Genomic DNA, 18,850 nt, shown 5'->3' on the forward strand with positions numbered 1-18,850 from the left:
CCCATGAACGCGGAATCCTTTGATCCACCTTCGCTGGAAGACCTGGAGTCCCTGCTGACGGGCTACCAGCTCATTGCGTTCATTGCGCAAGGTGGCATGGGAGCGGTCTACAAGGCGCGCCAGCGCAGCCTGGACCGGGACGTGGCCATCAAGATCCTGCCGCGCGAGTTCGGCGCCGACCCGGAGTTCCGGGCCTCCTTCGAGACCGAGGCCAAGGCCATGGCCCGGCTGAACCACCCGAACCTGATCGGGGTCTTTGACTACGGGGATGCCGATGGCATGCCGTACATCGTGATGGAGTACGTGCCGGGGAAGTCGCTCTTCCACTCCGCGCACAATCTCGCGGTGGAGCCGCGGCAGGCCGTCACCATCGTCAAAGCGATCTGCGACGGCCTCGCGCACGCCCATGAAAACGGCGTCATTCACCGCGACATCAAGCCAGCGAATATCCTGCTGACCCCGAAGGCCGAGCCAAAGGTCGGCGACTTCGGCCTGGCCCGCCCGGCCGGTGAAAATTCCACCGGTCTGCTGATGGGCACGCCGGGCTACAGCGCCCCGGAAATCATCCGCCAGCCGGATCACGCCGACCACCGCTCGGACATCTTCGCCCTCGGCGTGGTGCTCTACGAATTGCTCATCGGCAAGTGTCCGCCCTACGACGTTCCTCCGCCTCCGCCGTCCACGCTTGTCGGTTGCAGCAAGGAACTCGACGTGATCTGCGCGATCGCGATGCACCCCGCGGCGAGCATGCGCTACCCCAGCGCCGAGTCGATGTCCGCCGCACTGGATCAATGGCTGCGTGGCGACCACCGCGTCCCGCCACCGAGGACCACTGGCAGCATTCCCCAAGGCGCAGCCCACGCACCGGTCCGGGCACCGAAGTCGATGGAGCCTGCGCCGGCGATGGTGAAAAGCCGCAGCGGTGTGGGCAGTCTGGTGATCCAGGCCGGCGTTCTGGCCGTCCTGATCGTCGTCACCGCCATCGCGTGGAAGTACCTCAAGGGCATGGAGGCGGAAAAGGCCTCCAAGCAAGCCGCTTACGACGCCGCGAAGACGCATCAAACCGCAAGCTCCGGCTCGTCGTCCACAAAGCCTCCGCGTCCTTCAGGCGAAACGTCCAAGCCGATACCAGACACCGGAACGGCAGGCACGGACACCACGACTCCGGTGAAACCGGATCCGGATCCGGGGACTCCCGCGAATCCAACGGATGCAGGCACGACCCCTGAGGCCGACATTGCCTCTACGGACAATCACACGACGGACCCCACCACCCCGGTCCTAGGGCTCGGGAACGACATCAAGCCGGAGGATATCATCAAGCCGCCGGTCGAGCTGCCGCCCGCCATCGTCGAGCTGGAGACCAAGGCCAGAGCCTTGCTTCAAGGACAGGAGAAAGACCGGGACAGGGAACTGACGGAGAATGCCAAATCCTTTTCCCGGGATCTCGACACATGGCTGAGGACCCTCAGCAAAGGCGACCAAGTCACGTGGAAGCCCCACGTCGAGCGGCTGAAGCGTTTGGCAACCGCCACCCGCGTGCCGCCCCGCGTTGATACCGACAGTGGTATCAATCTGTCCGAGCGCATGGCCAAGATCGCCGAGTTTGGCGCCCGCAAGCAGAAGGCCATCGACGACGGCTTCGAAAGCAAGGTCGGGAAAATCCGTGATGCCTACGTCACCCGTGTCAAGGAAGCGGCGGCCAAGGCCCGCGAGTCCGGCGACGAAAAAGTCGCCACGGCCCTCGACGAGCGCGCGTCCGGCTCGGCCGAACTGGCTGCCTGGATGCGAATCATTCACCCTGAGGAGAACCTCGCGTTCGTTCTCGACCAAACGGGCGTGGCCCCCGCCGGCGCAGCCCTCAAGATTGTCTCGGCCGTCTATGGTACCGGCGGCAAGAACGCCGACGTTACCGAAAAAGTGCGCGAGTGGCTGACGGTCAAAAAGGAGGCATTCCGTGTGACCCCTCCGGACCTCGGGGCGGATCCGAATCCGGGGTGGAACAAAGGGCTGACCATCACCTACGTCCTCGACGGGGCGGAGGCCAAGAAGAGCTGGGGCGAAAACTCGCAGGTCTCACCCTCCGATTTCGTACCGGAATCTTCCGCCAAGGCTGTCCTTCCTGAAAACGCCAACGATCCCATGCTCGGCCGGTGGGTGCTCAATCGGGAGGTCACCTTCATCGTCGAGCCGAACGGCACCGCCACCAATCACAAGAACGGCTGGGTCGGGAAATGGAAATACCTCCGCAGCGGCCCCGGTGGCCGGGTCTACGAGATGGCATGGCAAGACGGCCGCTGGCGCGATACCATCACGCTTTCCTCCGACAAGAATGAGCTCAAGGGAGCCAATCAGGAAGGCGATCGTTTCGAGGCGGAGCGCGAGCCCGTCGGCACCGAGCCATTGACTGGCGCGTGGTCTTGGAACGATGGCGGCGGCCTTTTTGTGTTCCGGCCGGACGGCACCTCATTTACCGAGAAGGATAACGGCAAATGGAAGATTGTCGCCAAGACCGTCGGAAAGCGCATTTACACGGTGACGTGGGAATCGGGCAGCATTGATGAACTCGTCATCGAAGACGATCCGAACCAGTTCTCCGGCACCAATAGCAAGGGCGCGAAAATCGGCGCGAAGCGCGCCGGACGCTGAGGAGCTTCAGCGGTTCTTCAGGAATTCCGCGACCTGTGCGAAGAACGGCGACATCGCCGACCACGCCTCGCCGCTGATTTCGCACTCGGCCATCGCGGCCTCCATGAGGTCCACCCAGCGGGCCGCTTCCTTGTCGCCGATAGCGAACGGGTGCCGCATGCGCAGCCGCGGGTGGCCGCGGTTTTCCACGTAGGCCTCGTGGCCGAGGAAGCGGAACTGCAGGAACTCCCGCAGCCGCTTTTCCGCACCCTCGAAGTCCTGCTCCGGGTAGAGCGGGCCGAGCACGTCATCCGTGCGGACGCGCCGGTAAAAAGCCGCGACCATTGCTGCCAAGCCATCTGCGCCGACTTCGCGGGCGACGATTTCCTCCATGGATTCCACGCCCGTGTCATGGCACCGGCCCCTCGCGCGCGCAAGTCCCACGGGAGGCAGCCGACAGGCGGACAGGCGCTCATATGAACAATAGACTAGCGCGATCGGAAGTCCTGCCTACTGTCCACGCCGTGCCCGCGAAGAAGTCCGCCACTCCTCCCCGTCCGCAAGCCGCCATCCAGATCCGCGGTGCTCGCCAGCACAACCTGAAGAGCCTGAACCTGGATATCCCGCTCGGCCAGCTGACCGTGGTTACCGGCCCGTCCGGCTCCGGGAAGTCCTCGCTCGCCTTCCACACGCTCTACGCCGAAGGCCAGCGGCGCTACGTGGAGACCTTCTCGCCCTACGTCCGGCAGTTCTTCGACCGGATGGACAAGCCGGACGTGGATCACATTGATGGCATTCCGCCGGCGATCGCGATCGAGCAGAAGAACAACATCCGGACCACCCGCTCGACTGTCGGCACGCTGACCGAGATCAATGACTACCTGAAGCTGCTCTACGCCCGCTTGGCCAAGGGCTACGATCCGGACACCGGCGAGGAGATCTTTCCGGACTCTCCGGAGAGCGCCACCGCCTGGGCTTTCGAGAATCTCGCCAAGCAGCAGGTGCTGGTCACCTTTCCTGTCGCGATTCCCGCGGATACGAAGAGCGAGGACCTGTTTCCTTTCCTCAGCCAGCAGGGCTATCTGAGGGTTTTGATCGGAGATGAGATCGTCCGCACGGATGATCCGGGCAGCGCCAATCTCAAGGCCCGCACGATCAGCGTGATCCAGGACCGGGTCACTGTCGCAGACAGCGATCGCACGCGTCTGCTGGAGGCGCTTGAGCATGCATTCACCCTGGGCAAGGGCCATGCGACGCTTTCGCTCGCTTCCAAGCCGCAGGCTTCGGCGAAGGGCTTCTCCGCGACCTGGACCAATCCCGCCACGGGCAACTCGCTGCGTGCCCCCTCCCCTGCCCTCTTCTCTTTCAACAACCCGCTCGGCGCCTGTCCCAAGTGCCGCGGCTTCGGCCGGGTCATCGGCCTCGACCTCGACAAATCGGTTCCCGATCCCTCGCTGACGATCCGGCAAGGCGTCATCAAGCCCTTCCAAGGCGAGCGTGGCGAGGAATGCCAGCGCGACCTGCTGCGCTGCTGCAAGGAGCACCGCGTCGACATCGACACGGCGTGGGAAGACATGGACGAGTCTACCCGCGAGTGGATCTACTACGGGGATCGTAAATCAAGCGGCTCCGAAGACCTCGAGGAACTCTGGCGCTCCGGTGGCTGGTATGGCGTGAAGGGCTTCTTCGACTGGCTGGAAACGAAGGCCTACAAGATGCACGTCCGCATCTTCCTCAGCCGCTATCGCTCCTACACGACCTGTGCGACCTGCCGCGGCAAGCGGCTGCAGCCGGAAGCGCTGTGCTTCAAGATCGATGGCAAGACCTTGCCCGATCTGTGGACGCTGCCGCTCACCGATCTCTCCGCTTGGTTCTCCACCCTGATCACGGATCAACGCTCACTGGGCACTCAAGACGCGTCACTGAAACTGATCCTCACCGAGATCACTTCGCGCCTGAAGTATCTCGATGAAGTCGGACTCGGCTACCTGACCCTCGATCGTCCCGCCCGCACCCTGAGCGGCGGCGAGATCGAGCGTGTGAATCTCACGACCTGCCTGGGAGCTTCCCTCACCAATACGCTGTTCGTTCTCGACGAGCCCACGGTCGGGCTGCACCCGCGCGACATCCATCGCCTCGTCGGTGTGATGCACGGGCTGCGCGACAAGGGGAACACGCTGGTGGTAGTGGAGCATGAGGAAGCGGTGATGCGCGCAGCCGATCAGATCCTGGATATCGGTCCGGCGGCCGGCATTCACGGTGGTGAGCTGGTTTACCAGGGCACCGTGGCTGCGCCGTCGAAAGGGAAGTCCGCCAAGAATGGGATCGGCACGCTCCCTTGGCTGAATGGTGGCAAGTCGATCGCTATTCCTGCCAAGCGCCGCAAGCCTGGCAAGGCGAAGCTCGAACTCCGCGGTGCGTCCCGCCACAATCTGAAGAAGCTCGATGTGGATCTTCCGCTCGGTCTTTTCGTTTGCCTCACCGGCGTTTCCGGATCGGGCAAGTCGACCTTCGCCCACGATGTCCTCTACGCGAACCTCTGCCGCAAGCTGCGGAAGGAGGAAGCAGAACTCGATCCCGCGCCGCTCAAGGAACTACGGGGAACGCAGTACTTGAAGGATGTGCTGCTCGTCGATCAGTCGCCGCTGGCTCGCACGCCGCGGTCAACGCCAGCGGTGCTGCTGGGTGCCTTCGATCCGATCCGCCAGCTCTTCGCGCTGACCGATGACGCGAAATCGCGTGGCCTGCAAACTGGCTTCTTCTCTTTCAACTCCGGCGAGGGTCGCTGCGACCGTTGTGCCGGTGCTGGCAGCGAAAAGGTGGAGATGCAATTCCTTTCCGACCTCCATGTCACCTGTCCGGACTGCAATGGCCGCCGCTACAAGCCATCGACGCTCGATCTCCACTATCTCGGAAAATCCATCGCGGACATTCTGGATCTGAGCATCGAGGAGGCGCTCGCATTCTACGGCGAGACCGAAGGACTGCCGACGAATCACGCGAAGCGTCACGAGCAGATCACAAAGCTGCTCCAACCACTGGCGGAAGTCGGCCTCGGCTACCTCAAGCTTGGCCAGCCGCTGAACACGCTTTCCGGCGGTGAGTCGCAGCGTCTCAAGCTTTGCCAGCTTCTGGCGGAAGCCACCGGACGCGATGGCAGCACGTCGAAGCTGCTCATTCTCGACGAGCCCACGACCGGCCTACATTTCTCCGACATCGAGCGCTTGCTCGGGGTTTTCCAGCGGCTGGTAGATGCAGGACAGAGCCTGCTGGTCATCGAGCACAATCTCGACGTCATCAAGTGTGCCGACTGGATCCTCGATCTCGGTCCTGAGGCTGGTGCGAACGGTGGCAAGCTGGTCGCGGAAGGATCGCCCGAGCACATCGCCGAGCAGGGCACCGAGACCGCGCGTTTCCTCAAGCCAATGCTCCAAGGCGAGGTGGCTCGTACCGGCGCGCCATCGAAGGCGGCCGCAACTCCTGCGATTTCTCCCACGTCCAATACGATCTCCCTGCGCGGCGCTCGTGAGCACAACCTGAAGAACATCTCGATCGATATCCCGCGGGATCAGTTCGTGGTAGTCTCCGGCCTGAGCGGCTCGGGCAAGTCGACGCTCGCCTTCGATATTCTCTTCGCGGAAGGACAGCGACGCTTCCTGGACTCGATGTCGGCTTATGCGCGGCAGTTCGCGGAGCAGCTGGAAAAGCCGGAGCTCGATTCACTTGCCGGCTTGCCACCGACCGTGGCGATCGAGCAACGCGTCTCGCAGGGCGGCATGAAGTCGACCGTGGCCACGGTGACGGAAATCTGGAACTTCGTCCGCCTGCTCTACGCGAAGCTCGGCACGCGCTATTGCCCCGACTGCAATGTTCCGGTCGAGAAGCAGTCGCTGGCAGCGATTGAGCAAAGCATCCGCAACCTGCTGAAGAAGGGATCGGTCTCGATCCTCGCGCCAGTGATTCGCGGACGAAAGGGCTACCACACGGAAGTCGCCGAGTGGGCGCTGAAGCATGGATATACGAGACTTCTCGTAGACAAGCAGTTCCGCGATGCCGAGGGCTTCACCCGTCTGGAGCGTTTCAAGGAACACGACATCGATGTCGTCGTTTCCGAAGTGGCGAAGGCTGGTGGCAAGGACTCTGCCATCTCCGAGCTGCCCGCTACGATTTCCAAGGCCCTCGATATCGGCAAAGGGGTGCTGAAGCTCTTCACGCCGGACAAGAAGTTCATCCTCCTTTCGTCGGAAGCGAGTTGCCCGAGCTGCCACAAGTCCTTTGAGGAACTCGATCCGCGGCTGTTCTCCTTCAACTCGCCGCATGGCTGGTGCACGCAGTGCCGCGGCCATGGTGTGGTGCCGAAGCATCGCTTCCACCTCGATACCTCGCGTTACGAATCCGTGCTCGAGGCGGAGATGGATGCCGATCGCAAGATCGAGCGGATGGAGGACGAGGAACTCGTCGAGTGCCCGACTTGCCATGGCGCCCGTCTCAATGACGAAGCACGAGCGGTGCGCTTGCAGGGAACGCCGCTGGCAGATCTCGCGCGTCTGGCCGTCGATCATGCGGGCGGACATTTCGACAAGCTCACCATCCGCGGCGACCGCGACCAACTCATCGCCCGCGACATCCTTCCGGAGATCCGCCAGCGGCTCTCGTTCTTGCAAGAAGTCGGCCTCGGCTACCTCCAGCTCGATCGCTCGGCCAAGACCCTGAGCGGCGGCGAGAGCCAGCGCATTCGCCTGGCAGCGCAGCTCGGATCCAATCTGCGCGGCGTGCTCTACGTGCTCGACGAGCCGACCATCGGCCTTCATCCGCGCGACAATGCGGCTTTGTTAGAAACCTTGGTCGCGCTGCGGGATCGCGGCAACAGCTTGATCGTCGTGGAGCATGACGAAGACACGATCGCCCGCGCGGACCATCTCATCGATCTCGGCCCGGGTGCGGGACGGCTCGGTGGTGAAGTGGTGTATCAAGGCGCTCCGCCGCAGGCTCCAAGTGCTCTCAACGGAAAAGGCGGCAAGAAGAAGTCGGCTGCCGATGACTCGGCGCTCATGGTATCGCCCACCTATCGCGCGCTCACTCATCCCATCATTCACCCGACCCGCGGTGGTCGTCGTGCGGTGAAGAAGGACCATCCTTTCGCCACGGTCAGCGAGTGCCGCGTGAACAACCTGAAGAGCATCGAAGCGGCGATTCCGCTCGGTCGCCTGACGGTTCTAACAGGCATCTCCGGTTCCGGGAAATCCACGCTGATGCATTCGTGCCTCGCGGTAGCCGCGACTGCCGGCAAGACCAAGAGCAAGAAGAAGGATGCCCCGTTCACGAAAGCCACGGGCTTTGAAAAGCTGCAGTCGGTCTATGAAGTCGATCAGTCGCCGATCGGCAAGACCTCGCGCTCCTGCCCGGCGACGTATGTGAAGGTCTTCGACGATATCCGGAAGCTCTTCGCCCAGCTTCCTGACTCGCGCGTCCGCGGGTATGAGGCCTCGCGCTTCTCCTTCAATACCGGCGATGGCCGCTGCGCGATCTGCGAGGGCAATGGCCGCGTGAAGCTGGAGATGGATTTCCTGCCCAGCACCTGGGTCCCGTGCGAGGCGTGTGCGGAGATGCGCTACAATCCCGCCACGCTGGAAGTCCGCTTCCGTGAGAAGAACATCGGTGAGGTGCTGCGCATGACGATCGAACAGGCGGCCGAGTTCTTCGAGTCACAGCCGCGCATCGCCGCGCCGCTGAAGCTGCTGGCGGACACCGGCCTCGGCTACCTCCAGCTTGGCCAGCCATCGCCCACGCTCTCCGGCGGCGAGGCACAGCGCATCAAGCTGGTCACGGAGCTGACCAAGGGCCGCGTCTCCGCGAAGAACCTCAAGACGCTCAACCGCACCAATCTCTACCTGATCGAGGAGCCGACGGTCGGTCTGCATCTGGAAGACGTGAAGCGGTTGATCGACGTGCTGCACCGCTTGGTCGATGAAGGCCATACGGTCGTGGTCATCGAGCACCACATGGCCGTTGCTGCGGAGGCGGACTGGATCCTCGACCTCGGTCCCGAGGCCGGCGACCACGGCGGCAAGATCATCGCGCAGGGCGCGCCGGAAACGGTGGCGAAGTCGAAGCAGTCCCGCACCGCGCCATTCCTGGCGGCGGCACTCGCCGGAACCTTGCCAAGCCACGCGAAACGGTGAATCTGGCAGCGCACGCATGGGACCCGATCTCACCTCGAAACGCTGGATTGTCGCGAAGGGCATTCTCTTCGCGCTGCTCGCAGTGCTATCGGGAGGTCTGATCATCTTCGTCGAGCTTCCGGCGTTTCACCGGGCGGTTCTGTTAGGCATCTGTGTGTGGGCGGCCTGCCGGTTTTACTACTTCCTGTTTCACGTGCTCCACGCCTACGTCGATCCGACGCTGCCAAGTGCTGGAGTGATGGACTTGGTCAAGCATCTGATGACGAAGAGACGCTGATGTTCATCGGCGGATCGTGCAGATTTCACTCCGTTAATCCGGAATGCCTATATAGTGAATTAGCGGAGTAGTGCTCAGCCACTTGGCGCCATTCCTACTCTACCAAACGAAAAAGCCGCGCAAGGGCGGACCCTTGCGCGGCATGAGTGAGTCAGGATCGGATCAAGCGCTGTCCTTCTTGTCGCGGTCCTTCTTGTTCTGCCGTTGCTGCGGCTGGCTCTGCTGCTGACGCGGCTGAGCTTGGCGTTGCTGTGGCTTCGGCTGCGCCTGTTGTTGGCGCGGCTGGATCTGACGCTGCTGAGGCTTCGGTTGGGCCTGTTGCTGACGCGGCTGTGCCTGGCGTTGCTGGACCTGCGGACGAGCCTGCGGCTGCTGTTGGCGGGGCTGAGCTTGGCGCTGTTGAACCTGCGGCTTCGGAGCGGCCTTCTGTTCCTGACGAGGCTGGGGCTTCGGCTGGGCGATCCGCTGGACGCTTTGTTCCGGGCGACGTTGTGGGGCCGCGCTGGCTTGATCCTTGTCCTTGCCTTGGCGCTTCTCGGGCTTCACCTGAGGTTGGCGCGGCTGGGCTTGGCGCTCGGGCTGGGCCTTCCGTGGTTCAGGAGCGACTTGGCGCTTGGGCTGGACTTCGCGTTGTTGCGGAACTGCTTTTTCACGCTCTGGCTTCGGTTGGACCTGACGTTCGGGAGCTGCCTTCTCGCGCGGCTGTTGTTTTGGCTGCACCTGGCGTTCGGGAGCTACCTTCTCGCGTTGTTGCTGCTTCGGCTGAACCTGGCGCTCTGGCGCGGCCTTCTCACGTTCGGGCTTCGGTTGGACTTGGCGTTCAGGAGCCACCTTCTCACGTTCGGGCTTCGGCTGGATCTGCCGCTCGGGCTTGCCTCCGGTATCCTTTCCGGGAACCCGGCGCTCGCGGTCGTTTTGTGTGACCTTCGGCTCGTTGTTGCCATCGGCCTTGCCCTTGCCTTGGCCGGCGGGGCCACGGTCAGGCTTCACGCCGTCGCCTTCGGTTTGGCGTTGGACCATGTCACGTCCTTTGCCGCGTCCGGGAGTGTTGTTACCTCCAGCGGCTGCGACGGCGGCGGCTTCCTTGAGCGCCTTGTTGCCCCGGCCTTCGGGACGCTTCGGCGGAGCTTCCTTCGCCGCAAGCTGGTCAGCCTGGCGACTCACCACCGGCGAGCGGCGGAGTTTTTCGCGGAAAGCGCCCCCTCTCTTTTCGCCATCACCTTCACGGGCAGCCTTGTCGGCGATCGCGGCAACTGGCTTCGCTTCCATATCGCGGCGCTGGCGGCTGAATTCCCGCATCTCCTGACGCTGGGCCACAAACTTTTCGCGGCGGTCCTTGTCGACCGGGCGGAATTGCTGCACGCGATCCGGGTCCTTCACCAAGCTATCGAAGCTGCGGGCGAAGTTCCGGTTACGGCCGCCTTCCAACCGTTCGTCCCCGAGGGCGCGCATGGCGGCCCAGGTATGCGGCGGACGGAAGCGTTCGTTGGCGCGGAAGAAGTTGAAGTTGTCTTCGTAGCGGCGCTCCCAGCCACGGTCATTCCGGTGGTCCCAGCGATTGTAGGCCCAGATCGGGTCATAACCACGATGATGGCGTTGCCAGTCGAAGCCCGAGTAGAAGCCAAGATCGGCATAACGGGGAGCATAGTAGTCACCGAAGTAATAGTGGCCACAACGCGGGCGGACGAAAAGGTGATCCGTGAACAAGCTCAGGCTGACCACGATACTAGGAGTATAGTAGTAACCCGGATCGCTCCACACATGGCGGCGGTAGTAGACCGGGGCGAACAACACGCCACGGCTCGCCACCGCGTAGTCCCAATAACCGTCGACGAAGACATAACCGCGCGGGCTATAGTTGTAGCGGGCCGGCACCCACGTCCAATTCTGGCGAAGCGGCAGGTAGTAGCCGGGACGCCAGACATAGCGGCTTTCATTCCACATCCAGTTACCGGGCACCCATGTCTGATTATCATCGGGAGCAGCGATGTTCGGGCCGCTGTCGATGCTCTTGGGTGGAGCGGTCTGGACATACTCTACTTCATCGGTCGTGGTGTCCGCCCAGTAACCCGAGATCCACTGGAAGCCACCGTCATTGAGATCGTTCCAGTAGCCGGGAACCCATTGGCGTTCGGGCGGGATATTGCGCCAGATGCCGCTGATCCACAGGAAGTCATTCTGGTCATCATCCCACGCCCAGTAGCCTGGGATCCACGTGACATTGTCACCGTCGGGACGCTGGTCGGGTGGAAGTTCTTCAATCGCTGCGGGCGGGGCGGATTTGACGGTCAGCCCGGCTTCAGCCTCGTAGCTGACAGTCTCCGCGAATGCCTCGTGAACCGGGCCACGGGTCAGCACTTCGACGTCTTCATTCGCTTGCGCCTGCTCTTCCTGAGCCTGTGCCGTCAATGGCACCACCAAGGAAGCCGTCGCCGTCAGGGCGAACAAGCTGCCGAGCATCATCGGAAAGTATTTTGGTTTCATGATTTCTCCTTTGGTAAGGGTAATGTCACCGGGGCTGACGGGACCCGGCGGCAGTTCATTCAATCGCATTTTTCCGGCCAGCCGCTAATTCAGGCTGAAAACCCCTGCCTGTCAGTGACCTGCGGCATCAGGAGCCGCTGGAAAAATTTCTCGCCAGCATGCAAAGCTGGCAGAGAGGGATTGCCAGATGCAACGCTCCCAAGCGTCTCCCGAGAGGCTTTCAGCGCTCCGGCACGCGCCGCATGAGGTAACCGTCCGGTGCCATCATCGCGTCGAGCGAGCTCAAATACGCGGGGATGAAGTTGCAGTAGTTGCGCAACGAGCCGTCGCCTAACAGATCCTGCCCGCTCGCGGTGCCAATCAGCGCGGGCTCACCGTTAGAAAGCATGAAGACCGGGCAGCCCGAGTCGCCGCTCTCGTAGGTGCAAGCGCTCCGCTTCCCGAAGTCGAAAAAGGCGAACCGCGTCGTGTCGAACCCCGGGTCATTCTCCAGCGTCGTGAATCCCTGCAGGTTCGTCTTGGCCGCCTCACCGGCTTGGCCGAAGACAAGCATCGGGCGTCCCCGGTAGCGGGCCTCCGTTTTGAGAACCAACACGGGAAACGGCTCGATGGCGGGATTGATCTCCTCGGCGAAGGTTCCGAGCATGAGGTCGGTCGGCTGCCCGTCGGCATTCGGCACAGCCGCCACGGAAGCGACCGTTCCGAAAAAGGGAGTCCCATCGGCAGCGATGAATTCGATCCGCCAGCCAACCTCCGGCGGATGATGAGTCGCGCAGACGAAATGAAGGGGGGACACCAGCGTCACGTGGCGCTCCCAGGCATCCGGCTGATCCGGAAAACCGACGCCGCTGAACCGGGCCGCTGACGGCTTGAACGCAGGATTCAACGCTGCCTCATCTCCCGTCCAGACCAGCCAATCATTCGCACGCGGCTTGTAATTCCGGATCTCCAGGGCACGGGAAATCGGAATGAGGGCGAGCGAAAGCATCGCCGCCATGGCAGTGACCCGGCTTGGGGAGGGGAAAGTCACGCGCGCCTGATAGTCGGGATGGGGCCGCTTGACGAGCCCAAGATGAGGGGAGTGGACGGAAGGCCCGCCTTCTCCCATGATCCCGCCGTGAAGGTCGAAAAAGTGAAGTACGTCCTATGGGCCGCCGATTGGCAGCGCTGCCTGGGTTTCTATCGCGAGCTCTTCGGCGGAGTCGTGAGCTTCGAATCCGAGGTGTGGAGCGAGATCGTGGTCGCCGGTGCCACGCTCGGCATCCACGGCGGCGGCGAGGGGAAGCGGACGTGGACGGGGCTTTCCTTCCAGCTCGATGACCTGCGGGCAGGCATCGCCAGACTACAGGAATGCGGCGGCACCCTGGCCCGCGAGCCGGAAGACACTCCGGAAGATCCCCTTCATCTGGCCATGTGCATCGATCCCGAGGGGAACGAATTCATGATGACCCAGCGGAGGCATTGAAAGACGCGGGGATCCGCTCCAGCAGCCCCTCGCCATAGATGCGGTCCAGCTTGAGTTCCGCGAGGTTCGCGTAGCCGATGTGGCACCTGCAGACGGCATTCGGGCAAGACCGGGGGCGAAGCTTTTCCGCGAAATCGACGTCGTGGATATTGCCGAAGGACCGGTCGATGAAATGGCAGCGGCGCGCGTGGCCATCACCATCCACGGTGAAGCTGGTGTGACCGGCACGGCACGCTTTTCCTTGGCTGAGATGATTGCGGAGATTCACCGGGAAATGCGGGTCGATCCTGCTCAGGAACTCCACGTGTTCATCGCCGTAGTAGCGCGGATGCTTCTTGATCGCATTCACCCACAGGTAGGTATCGTCCGGTAGCAGTCCGCGTAGCTCCGTGATCACCGGGAAATGTTCCTTCACCCCCACGGTGCCGACACTATGTCGAATGCCGAGTCGCCGGAGCTGGCGGATCTTCGCCGCGAACTTCTCCACCTTGGTCTCGGTGGGGTGGAAAGTGCACCACAAGGCGAGGGTTTCCCTGTCTGCATCTTCCAGCCACTTCAGGTTTCCCGCGAGATTCGTCTGGATCGCGGCACGACGGACGTGGGGCATGCTGCCCAGCCGCAACAATGCCTGCTGATATGCGCGGTGAATCAGCGCCTCTCCCCACGGCGTGAAGAGCACGCCGATCTCGCGCGGCGCCTGGCATTCAATCCAGTCGATGAAGCGGACAAGCTTCTCCGCATCGTCGCGCAGCTCGGCGATGGTGTTCCGGGTCTTCGCGAAGGGACAGTATCCGCAGGCGTAGTTGCAGCTCGAAAGCGGCCCGCGGTAGAGGATGTCCCAGCGATCTTCCATCGGCGTGAGTCAGACGAGTTCGTATTCCTCCATGCGACTGGCGATGGCATCCGAGTAAAGCCACGGGCCGATCGTGTCGGCGCGTTCGAGGCCGTACTTCGTGAGCCGGAAAACACCGTCCTCCCGGATGGCGAGACCGTGATCCAACAGCTCTGCCAGTGCTGGAAAGTCGCTCGTCCATGGCAGGCCGGCCCATGTTTCGTAGGCACGCTCGTCGAGTCCGTCTGCCCGCAGCAGCGACTTGATCAGATAGCGGCGCTTCTGTTCGGCGGCATCGAGTTCGCAGCCATACCACGCGAATCCATGATCACTGGCAGGGCGGGACACGAAATCATCCAGGATTGCCTCAATTCCTGCCCGGCCGACCGCGTACTCGGTGCAGTAGTGGACTCGCCGCGTGTAGGACCGCGCGCCTGCACCAAAGCCAATCATACCGTCCTCCTGGCAACAGTAGCTGGCGCCACCATCGCCCTCGACCGGACTCGACTCGTGGCGGAACAGCCGCAGCGAGATCTGCCGGTAGCCGCGTTCCAACAGGAAATCACGGGCCTGACGAAATCGCTCAAGCCGGCGGTCGGAGGGATCTCGGCCCTTTCTTCCCAAGCCCGTGAGCGGCCGCACGTAGAGGGGATAGAGGAAAATTTCCTGCGGCTGGTAGTGCACCGCTTGCTCAAGTGATTCCCGCCAGGAGCCCGCGGTCTGGCCTTCGATTCCGTAGATCAAGTCCACGTTCACGACCGGGAAGCCCGCGGCGGCAAGTCGCTCCAATGCGGCATGAAGCACCGCCGGCTTCTGCGGCCGGCCGAGCGCGCGGGTTTCGCTCTCCACGAAGCTCTGCACGCCGATGCTCGCCCGCGTGACGCCCTGTTCGAGGAGCTGTGCGATCTTCTCCGGCTCTGCCGTCGCTGGTGAAAGCTCGCACGACAGCGGGATGCCACGCGGCAAGCTGCCGGCCTTCCGCAGCATCGCAAACACCCGGTCCATCTCATCGATGGTGAGAAAGGTCGGTGTGCCTCCGCCAATCGCGCCGCGGGCGTAGCGATGGCTGCCCAAAGCCTCGGCCGTCACGTCGATCTGGCGCTCCAATGCATCAAGATACCGCGCGACCTTTCCTTCCCGCGGATTGACCGTCGTGAAGAGATTGCAGAAGCCGCAGCGCATCTCGCAGAAGGGCAGATGCAGGTAGAGAAAGAGGGCCTGCTTGTCTTCGTCCGCCCACAAGTCGCGAAGCGGCAGCGGCGTGTCAAAGTGCCGGTACGCGGTCTTGTGTGGATAAGCGTATGCGTATCCTTGGAAGGGGTCGTCCTGCAGGCGTTCGCGCAGCGTCAGCATCGTTTGGGGTCAGACAGGCGTGAGCATGGTGGCGGCATAGGGCACCGTGTAAACATCGGGATGCCCCACGCGATGGCCATGAAAGCCATCCTCGCCGTAAAGCGTGCCGTGATCCGAGAACGCGAGCAAGTGCGCCGGGCCCCGCCGGTCAAGCGCGGCCGCCAGCACCGGCAGACAGGCATCCACATGACGCAACGCGGCGGCATGCGTCTCTAGATCGTCGTCCTTCTTTCCCGGAAGGTAGTGGCGGTTCGGCCGGTGGATCGCGCTGAGATTGAGGAAGAGGAAGACCCGCTGGTCCCGGGGAATTTCCCCGAGGCGCTGCGCCGCCAGCGCGAACTGCTCCTCCGCCGACGTTTTCGACGTCACTCCGGTCTTTGAAGACCAATTGCTCTCCATGAAGAATCCCGGCAACACACGGCTCAGCGGAGTGCGCTTGTTGAAAAATCCCACCCCTCCGATGCACAGCGTGTGATAGCCGCGCGCCGCGAGTCCCGAAACGACGTCCGGACCATCCAGCACGCAAGTCGCCGGCCCCGTGGTCTTGCTACCCGCGAAGCGCACCGCAAACAGCCGGTCCGCCTCTGCCCGCGGATCCGCCGGAGTCGGCAGAAAGCCCGCGAAGAAGGCCTGATGCGCCGGATAGGTGAAGCTCGCCGGTGAGTGACGTTTTTGCCATCCATCCGGAAACCACGCCGCAAGGTTCGGCGTGCGGCCTTCCCGCATCTCACGGTCCGCCACATCATGGCGCAGTGAATCCAACACGATCCACACGAGGTCGTGACTGCCGACGATGCGGTTCATGTCGATCTTCATGCGTGAGCAGCGAGGAGCATTGGCAATTCGGCCATCGATTCAATGGTGGCGCCTTCGCAGTCGCCAGTACGTCCCGGACGTTTCAGGCGACAGGTCATCATCCCGGCTGCCGCCGCGCCCGCGATATCGCGCACCGGATCGTCGCCGACGAACAGGATCTCACCGGGTCTACAATCCAGACGCGAGGCCAGAAGGAGAAAGGCCCGCGGGTCGGGCTTCTCCAGCTGGATCCCTCCGGAAAAAAGACGGCAGCACTTGTCAAAATAACCCGCAGCTCCGCACGCGCGCAATTTCGCCATCTGCATGCCCGGCGAGCCATTGCTCAGAAGCCCAAGCGGCAGCCCCGACTCCCGAAGTCGATCCAGCACGTGAAGAACCGCTGGATCCGGAGTGACGTGCAAAGGAAACGCGCGCTGAAAATGACGCGCGGATGACGGCCCATTGCCACCCGGCCCTCCAAACCGGCTCGCCAACCACCCGAAGAACTCCTCCCGCGGTGCCTGCCCGTCCTGATCTACCTTCCAGGCATCTTCCGGATTCACCGCCGAAGAGCTCCACTCATCTAACAAACGTGCCAGCGCCATGCGCCGGTCAAACAGCGTGTCGTCCAAATCGAACGCCACCGCCCTGATCGGGAAACCGAATCGCAACCCGGAAATGTTTGCCACCACGAGGCCGAACGGCTAGCAGCTTCGATCCAAAGCTGCACGCACGTTTCCCATCATGATCGACGATCACCTCAAGGAATGGTTCGGCCAAAAGGTCGAAGATTACCAACCGGGCGCCGGCTACGGGCTGTCCATCCCTCGCTTCGGCTACTCCTATGACGATGAGGATGCCTTCTCTCCGGAGATCGTGGCGACATATCTCGCCGACCCGCGTGCTGCCACCATCAAGGCGCTCGTCTTCGGCATGCCGGGAGAATCCGGCGAGTCCTTCCAAGCCATCATCCGCATCCTGGTGGATCATGCGGGCAAGCTGCCCGCGCTGCGCGGGATTTTCCTCGGTGACATCGAGCAGGAGGAAAACGAAATGTCATGGATCGAGCAGGGTGACATCGGCCTGATCCTTGCCGCCTTCCCGAATCTGGAAGAGCTGCGCGTGCGTGGCCAGTCATCGCTGGAACTCAGCCCGTGCAAGAATGAAGGATTGAAGCGCTTGACCATCGAAACCGGTGGCATGCCCACCGCGGTGCTGCACAATCTCGCCCGCTGTTCCTTCCCGAACCTCGAACACCTGGAGCTGTGGCTCGGCGACGATGGCTACGGCTGGGAAGGTGACCTGGATGACGTGCTGCCGGCGATCGAGCCCGCACTCTTCCCCAAGCTCAAGTCGCTCGGCATCCGCAACAGCTTGATCGCCGATGAACTCGCGGAGGCGATGACGAATGCCCCGGTCTTGGGGCAATTGGAAGCACTCGATCTTTCGCTCGGCACGATGACCGACAAGGGGGCCGAGGCGCTGATCGCGTCCGGGAAGGTTCGCAATCTCAAGTCGCTCAACCTTCACCGGAACTATCTGACCGATGCGACCATCGCACGGCTCCAGGGGCTGGGTCCGAAGGTCGATGTCGGTGCCCAGGAAAAGCCGGACGATTGGGACGGCGAACCCCATTACTACGTGGCAGTGGGGGAATGACCCGCTTCGCGCTGCTGGGACAGCCGGGCACCCGCCGCACGGCGGGCTTTCTCGCCGCCTGCGCGAGCCGTGGATTGCCAGAGCCGCGGGTGATCCCGTGGGAGGAAGCGCTGGCACCGGATTTCGATCCGGCTGCCCGTTTGTCGGGCGTGGATGCCTTGCGCATCGAGACGCCCGCCGATTGCCCGGCGGCCGAGCGCGTCCTGCTCACCCGCGGTCACGACACCCGCCAGGCGGAGAGCCACCATCCCACGCTCGCCCCGGAAGATTGCGCCGCCCTGCCCGATGACGACGGGCAACTCCGCCACCAGCGCCAGTGGTATCTTGGCTTTCGTGCCGTGCTGGACGACATCGACGCCTGGTGTCGCCGGACCGGCGTGCGGCCAATGAACGCGCCGGGTGAAATCGCGGTGCTTTTCGACAAACTGGCCACCCGCGAGGTGCTGGAGGCGGCTGACGTCTCGATGCCGCCCTCGGGCGGGCTTTGTCACGGCTTCGACCACCTCGTCGCCATCATGGACCGGGGCCACGACCGGGTGTTCTTGAAACCCTGCCATGGTTCATCGGCATCCGGGGTGATGGCCATCGCCCGGAACAAGCGTGGCGACTGGCGCGCCGTCACCACGGCGCAACCGGACGGAAACGTCATCCGTAACCTGAAACGCCCGCGCGAGATCCGCCAGCTGGACGAGCTGCGAAGTACGGTGGATGCCGTAGGCCGCCAACGCGCGCTGGTCGAACGCTGGTTTCCAAAAGCCACGCTCGGCGGTCGCGCCTTCGACCTGCGCGTGGTGGTGGTCGCGGGGATGGCCGCACACGTGGTGGTGCGCACGAGCCGCGGTCCGATCACGAATCTCCATCTCGACAACCGCCGCGGCGACCTCAAGGCCACTTGGCAGGCGGTTGGCGAGCCGGCCTGGCGACGGGGACTTCAGCTCGCCGAATCCGCGGCACTTTGCTTCCCCGGATGTCACTATGTGGGAGTCGACGTGATGATCGGGGTCCGTGGCCAGGGCGAGGTGATCGCCGAGATCAATGCCTTCGGCGACCTCCTCCATCATGAGCGCTGGCGTGGCAAAAACCCGTGGGAGCTCGAGGTGGACCTCTGGCGGTGGTGATCTCACCTTATCCAAGGCAGGCTCCATCTTCCCCCTTGCCACCCCGCCCGGCATTCG

Annotated in this window: 13 protein-coding genes; 6 read left to right on the forward strand and 7 right to left on the reverse strand. The window is 63.1% G+C overall.

Annotated features, from left to right (window positions below; translation table 11 throughout):
• Positions 1 to 3 precede the first annotated feature (3 nt).
• Positions 4 to 2,649, forward strand: a complete 2,646-nt coding sequence (locus WKV53_RS24055) for a serine/threonine-protein kinase (RefSeq protein WP_341407377.1) — start codon at positions 4 to 6, stop codon at positions 2,647 to 2,649.
• 6 nt (positions 2,650 to 2,655) lie between these two features.
• Here WKV53_RS24055 and WKV53_RS24060 read toward each other — a convergent pair whose 3' ends face one another.
• Positions 2,656 to 3,021 (reverse strand): globin domain-containing protein, encoded by a 366-nt coding sequence (locus tag WKV53_RS24060; protein WP_341407420.1) that lies wholly within the window; start codon positions 3,019 to 3,021, stop codon positions 2,656 to 2,658.
• A 131-nt stretch (positions 3,022 to 3,152) separates the two neighbouring features.
• On the opposite strand from WKV53_RS24060, the gene uvrA reads away from it, so the two are divergent.
• Together uvrA and WKV53_RS24070 are read left to right on the forward strand one after the other, a co-directional pair.
• Positions 3,153 to 8,810, forward strand: a complete 5,658-nt coding sequence (gene uvrA / locus WKV53_RS24065; protein ID WP_341407378.1) for an excinuclease ABC subunit UvrA — start codon at positions 3,153 to 3,155, stop codon at positions 8,808 to 8,810.
• A gap of 16 nt (positions 8,811 to 8,826) precedes the next feature.
• Positions 8,827 to 9,087, forward strand: a complete 261-nt coding sequence (locus WKV53_RS24070; protein ID WP_341407379.1) for a hypothetical protein — start codon at positions 8,827 to 8,829, stop codon at positions 9,085 to 9,087.
• Between the two features lie 162 nt (positions 9,088 to 9,249).
• Here WKV53_RS24070 and WKV53_RS24075 read toward each other — a convergent pair whose 3' ends face one another.
• Both WKV53_RS24075 and WKV53_RS24080 read right to left on the reverse strand, forming a co-directional pair.
• Positions 9,250 to 11,571 carry a hypothetical protein gene (locus WKV53_RS24075; RefSeq protein WP_341407380.1) on the reverse strand — a complete coding sequence of 774 codons (2,322 nt, stop codon included), beginning with the start codon at positions 11,569 to 11,571 and terminating at the stop codon, positions 9,250 to 9,252.
• Between the two features lie 220 nt (positions 11,572 to 11,791).
• Positions 11,792 to 12,601 (reverse strand): trypsin-like serine peptidase, encoded by an 810-nt coding sequence (locus WKV53_RS24080; RefSeq protein ID WP_341407381.1) that lies wholly within the window; start codon positions 12,599 to 12,601, stop codon positions 11,792 to 11,794.
• An 87-nt stretch (positions 12,602 to 12,688) separates the two neighbouring features.
• On the opposite strand from WKV53_RS24080, the gene WKV53_RS24085 reads away from it, so the two are divergent.
• The gene (locus tag WKV53_RS24085; RefSeq protein WP_341407382.1) at positions 12,689 to 13,036 is read left to right on the forward strand and encodes a VOC family protein; all 348 of its coding nucleotides are present in this window, start codon (positions 12,689 to 12,691) and stop codon (positions 13,034 to 13,036) included.
• On the opposite strand, the gene WKV53_RS24090 is transcribed toward WKV53_RS24085, so the two are convergent.
• Genes WKV53_RS24090 through WKV53_RS24105 form a run of 4 tightly spaced genes read right to left on the reverse strand, consistent with a single transcriptional unit; the run spans position 13,011 to position 16,708 of the window.
• Positions 13,011 to 13,889 carry an STM4011 family radical SAM protein gene (locus tag WKV53_RS24090; RefSeq protein WP_341407383.1) on the reverse strand — a complete coding sequence of 293 codons (879 nt, stop codon included), beginning with the start codon at positions 13,887 to 13,889 and terminating at the stop codon, positions 13,011 to 13,013. The two genes, WKV53_RS24085 and WKV53_RS24090, sit on opposite strands and share 26 nt — an antisense overlap.
• A 9-nt stretch (positions 13,890 to 13,898) precedes the next feature.
• Positions 13,899 to 15,221 carry an STM4012 family radical SAM protein gene (locus tag WKV53_RS24095; RefSeq protein ID WP_341407384.1) on the reverse strand — a complete coding sequence of 441 codons (1,323 nt, stop codon included), beginning with the start codon at positions 15,219 to 15,221 and terminating at the stop codon, positions 13,899 to 13,901.
• A gap of 9 nt (positions 15,222 to 15,230) precedes the next feature.
• Complete coding sequence (locus WKV53_RS24100) at positions 15,231 to 16,037, reverse strand: STM4013/SEN3800 family hydrolase (RefSeq protein WP_341407385.1); 807 nt, start codon at positions 16,035 to 16,037, stop codon at positions 15,231 to 15,233.
• Positions 16,034 to 16,708 (reverse strand): HAD family hydrolase, encoded by a 675-nt coding sequence (locus WKV53_RS24105; protein ID WP_341407386.1) that lies wholly within the window; start codon positions 16,706 to 16,708, stop codon positions 16,034 to 16,036. Before WKV53_RS24105 ends, WKV53_RS24100 begins: the two co-directional genes overlap by 4 nt.
• A 52-nt stretch (positions 16,709 to 16,760) precedes the next feature.
• On the opposite strand from WKV53_RS24105, the gene WKV53_RS24110 reads away from it, so the two are divergent.
• Together WKV53_RS24110 and WKV53_RS24115 are read left to right on the forward strand one after the other, a co-directional pair.
• Positions 16,761 to 17,675, forward strand: a complete 915-nt coding sequence (locus WKV53_RS24110) for an STM4015 family protein (RefSeq protein ID WP_341407387.1) — start codon at positions 16,761 to 16,763, stop codon at positions 17,673 to 17,675.
• Positions 17,672 to 18,793 (forward strand): STM4014 family protein, encoded by a 1,122-nt coding sequence (locus WKV53_RS24115; protein WP_341407388.1) that lies wholly within the window; start codon positions 17,672 to 17,674, stop codon positions 18,791 to 18,793. Before WKV53_RS24110 ends, WKV53_RS24115 begins: the two co-directional genes overlap by 4 nt.
• Positions 18,794 to 18,850: the final 57 nt, after the last annotated feature.

It is taken from the genome of Luteolibacter sp. Y139, assembly GCF_038066715.1.
In the GTDB taxonomy this organism is placed as follows: domain Bacteria; phylum Verrucomicrobiota; class Verrucomicrobiia; order Verrucomicrobiales; family Akkermansiaceae; genus Haloferula; species Haloferula soli.

Bases quoted from the DNA above. Each gene is read 5' to 3' on its own strand.
- WKV53_RS24055 (WP_341407377.1), top strand. From the start codon at position 4: ATGAACGCGGAATCCTTTGATCCACCTTCGCTGGAAGACCTGGAGTCC.
- WKV53_RS24060 (WP_341407420.1), bottom strand. From the start codon at position 3,021: ATGGAGGAAATCGTCGCCCGCGAAGTCGGCGCAGATGGCTTGGCAGCA.
- WKV53_RS24070 (WP_341407379.1), top strand. From the start codon at position 8,827: ATGGGACCCGATCTCACCTCGAAACGCTGGATTGTCGCGAAGGGCATT.
- WKV53_RS24075 (WP_341407380.1), bottom strand. From the start codon at position 11,571: ATGAAACCAAAATACTTTCCGATGATGCTCGGCAGCTTGTTCGCCCTG.
- WKV53_RS24090 (WP_341407383.1), bottom strand. From the start codon at position 13,889: ATGGAAGATCGCTGGGACATCCTCTACCGCGGGCCGCTTTCGAGCTGC.
- WKV53_RS24095 (WP_341407384.1), bottom strand. From the start codon at position 15,221: ATGCTGACGCTGCGCGAACGCCTGCAGGACGACCCCTTCCAAGGATAC.
- WKV53_RS24100 (WP_341407385.1), bottom strand. From the start codon at position 16,037: ATGAAGATCGACATGAACCGCATCGTCGGCAGTCACGACCTCGTGTGG.
- WKV53_RS24110 (WP_341407387.1), top strand. From the start codon at position 16,761: ATGATCGACGATCACCTCAAGGAATGGTTCGGCCAAAAGGTCGAAGAT.
- WKV53_RS24115 (WP_341407388.1), top strand. From the start codon at position 17,672: ATGACCCGCTTCGCGCTGCTGGGACAGCCGGGCACCCGCCGCACGGCG.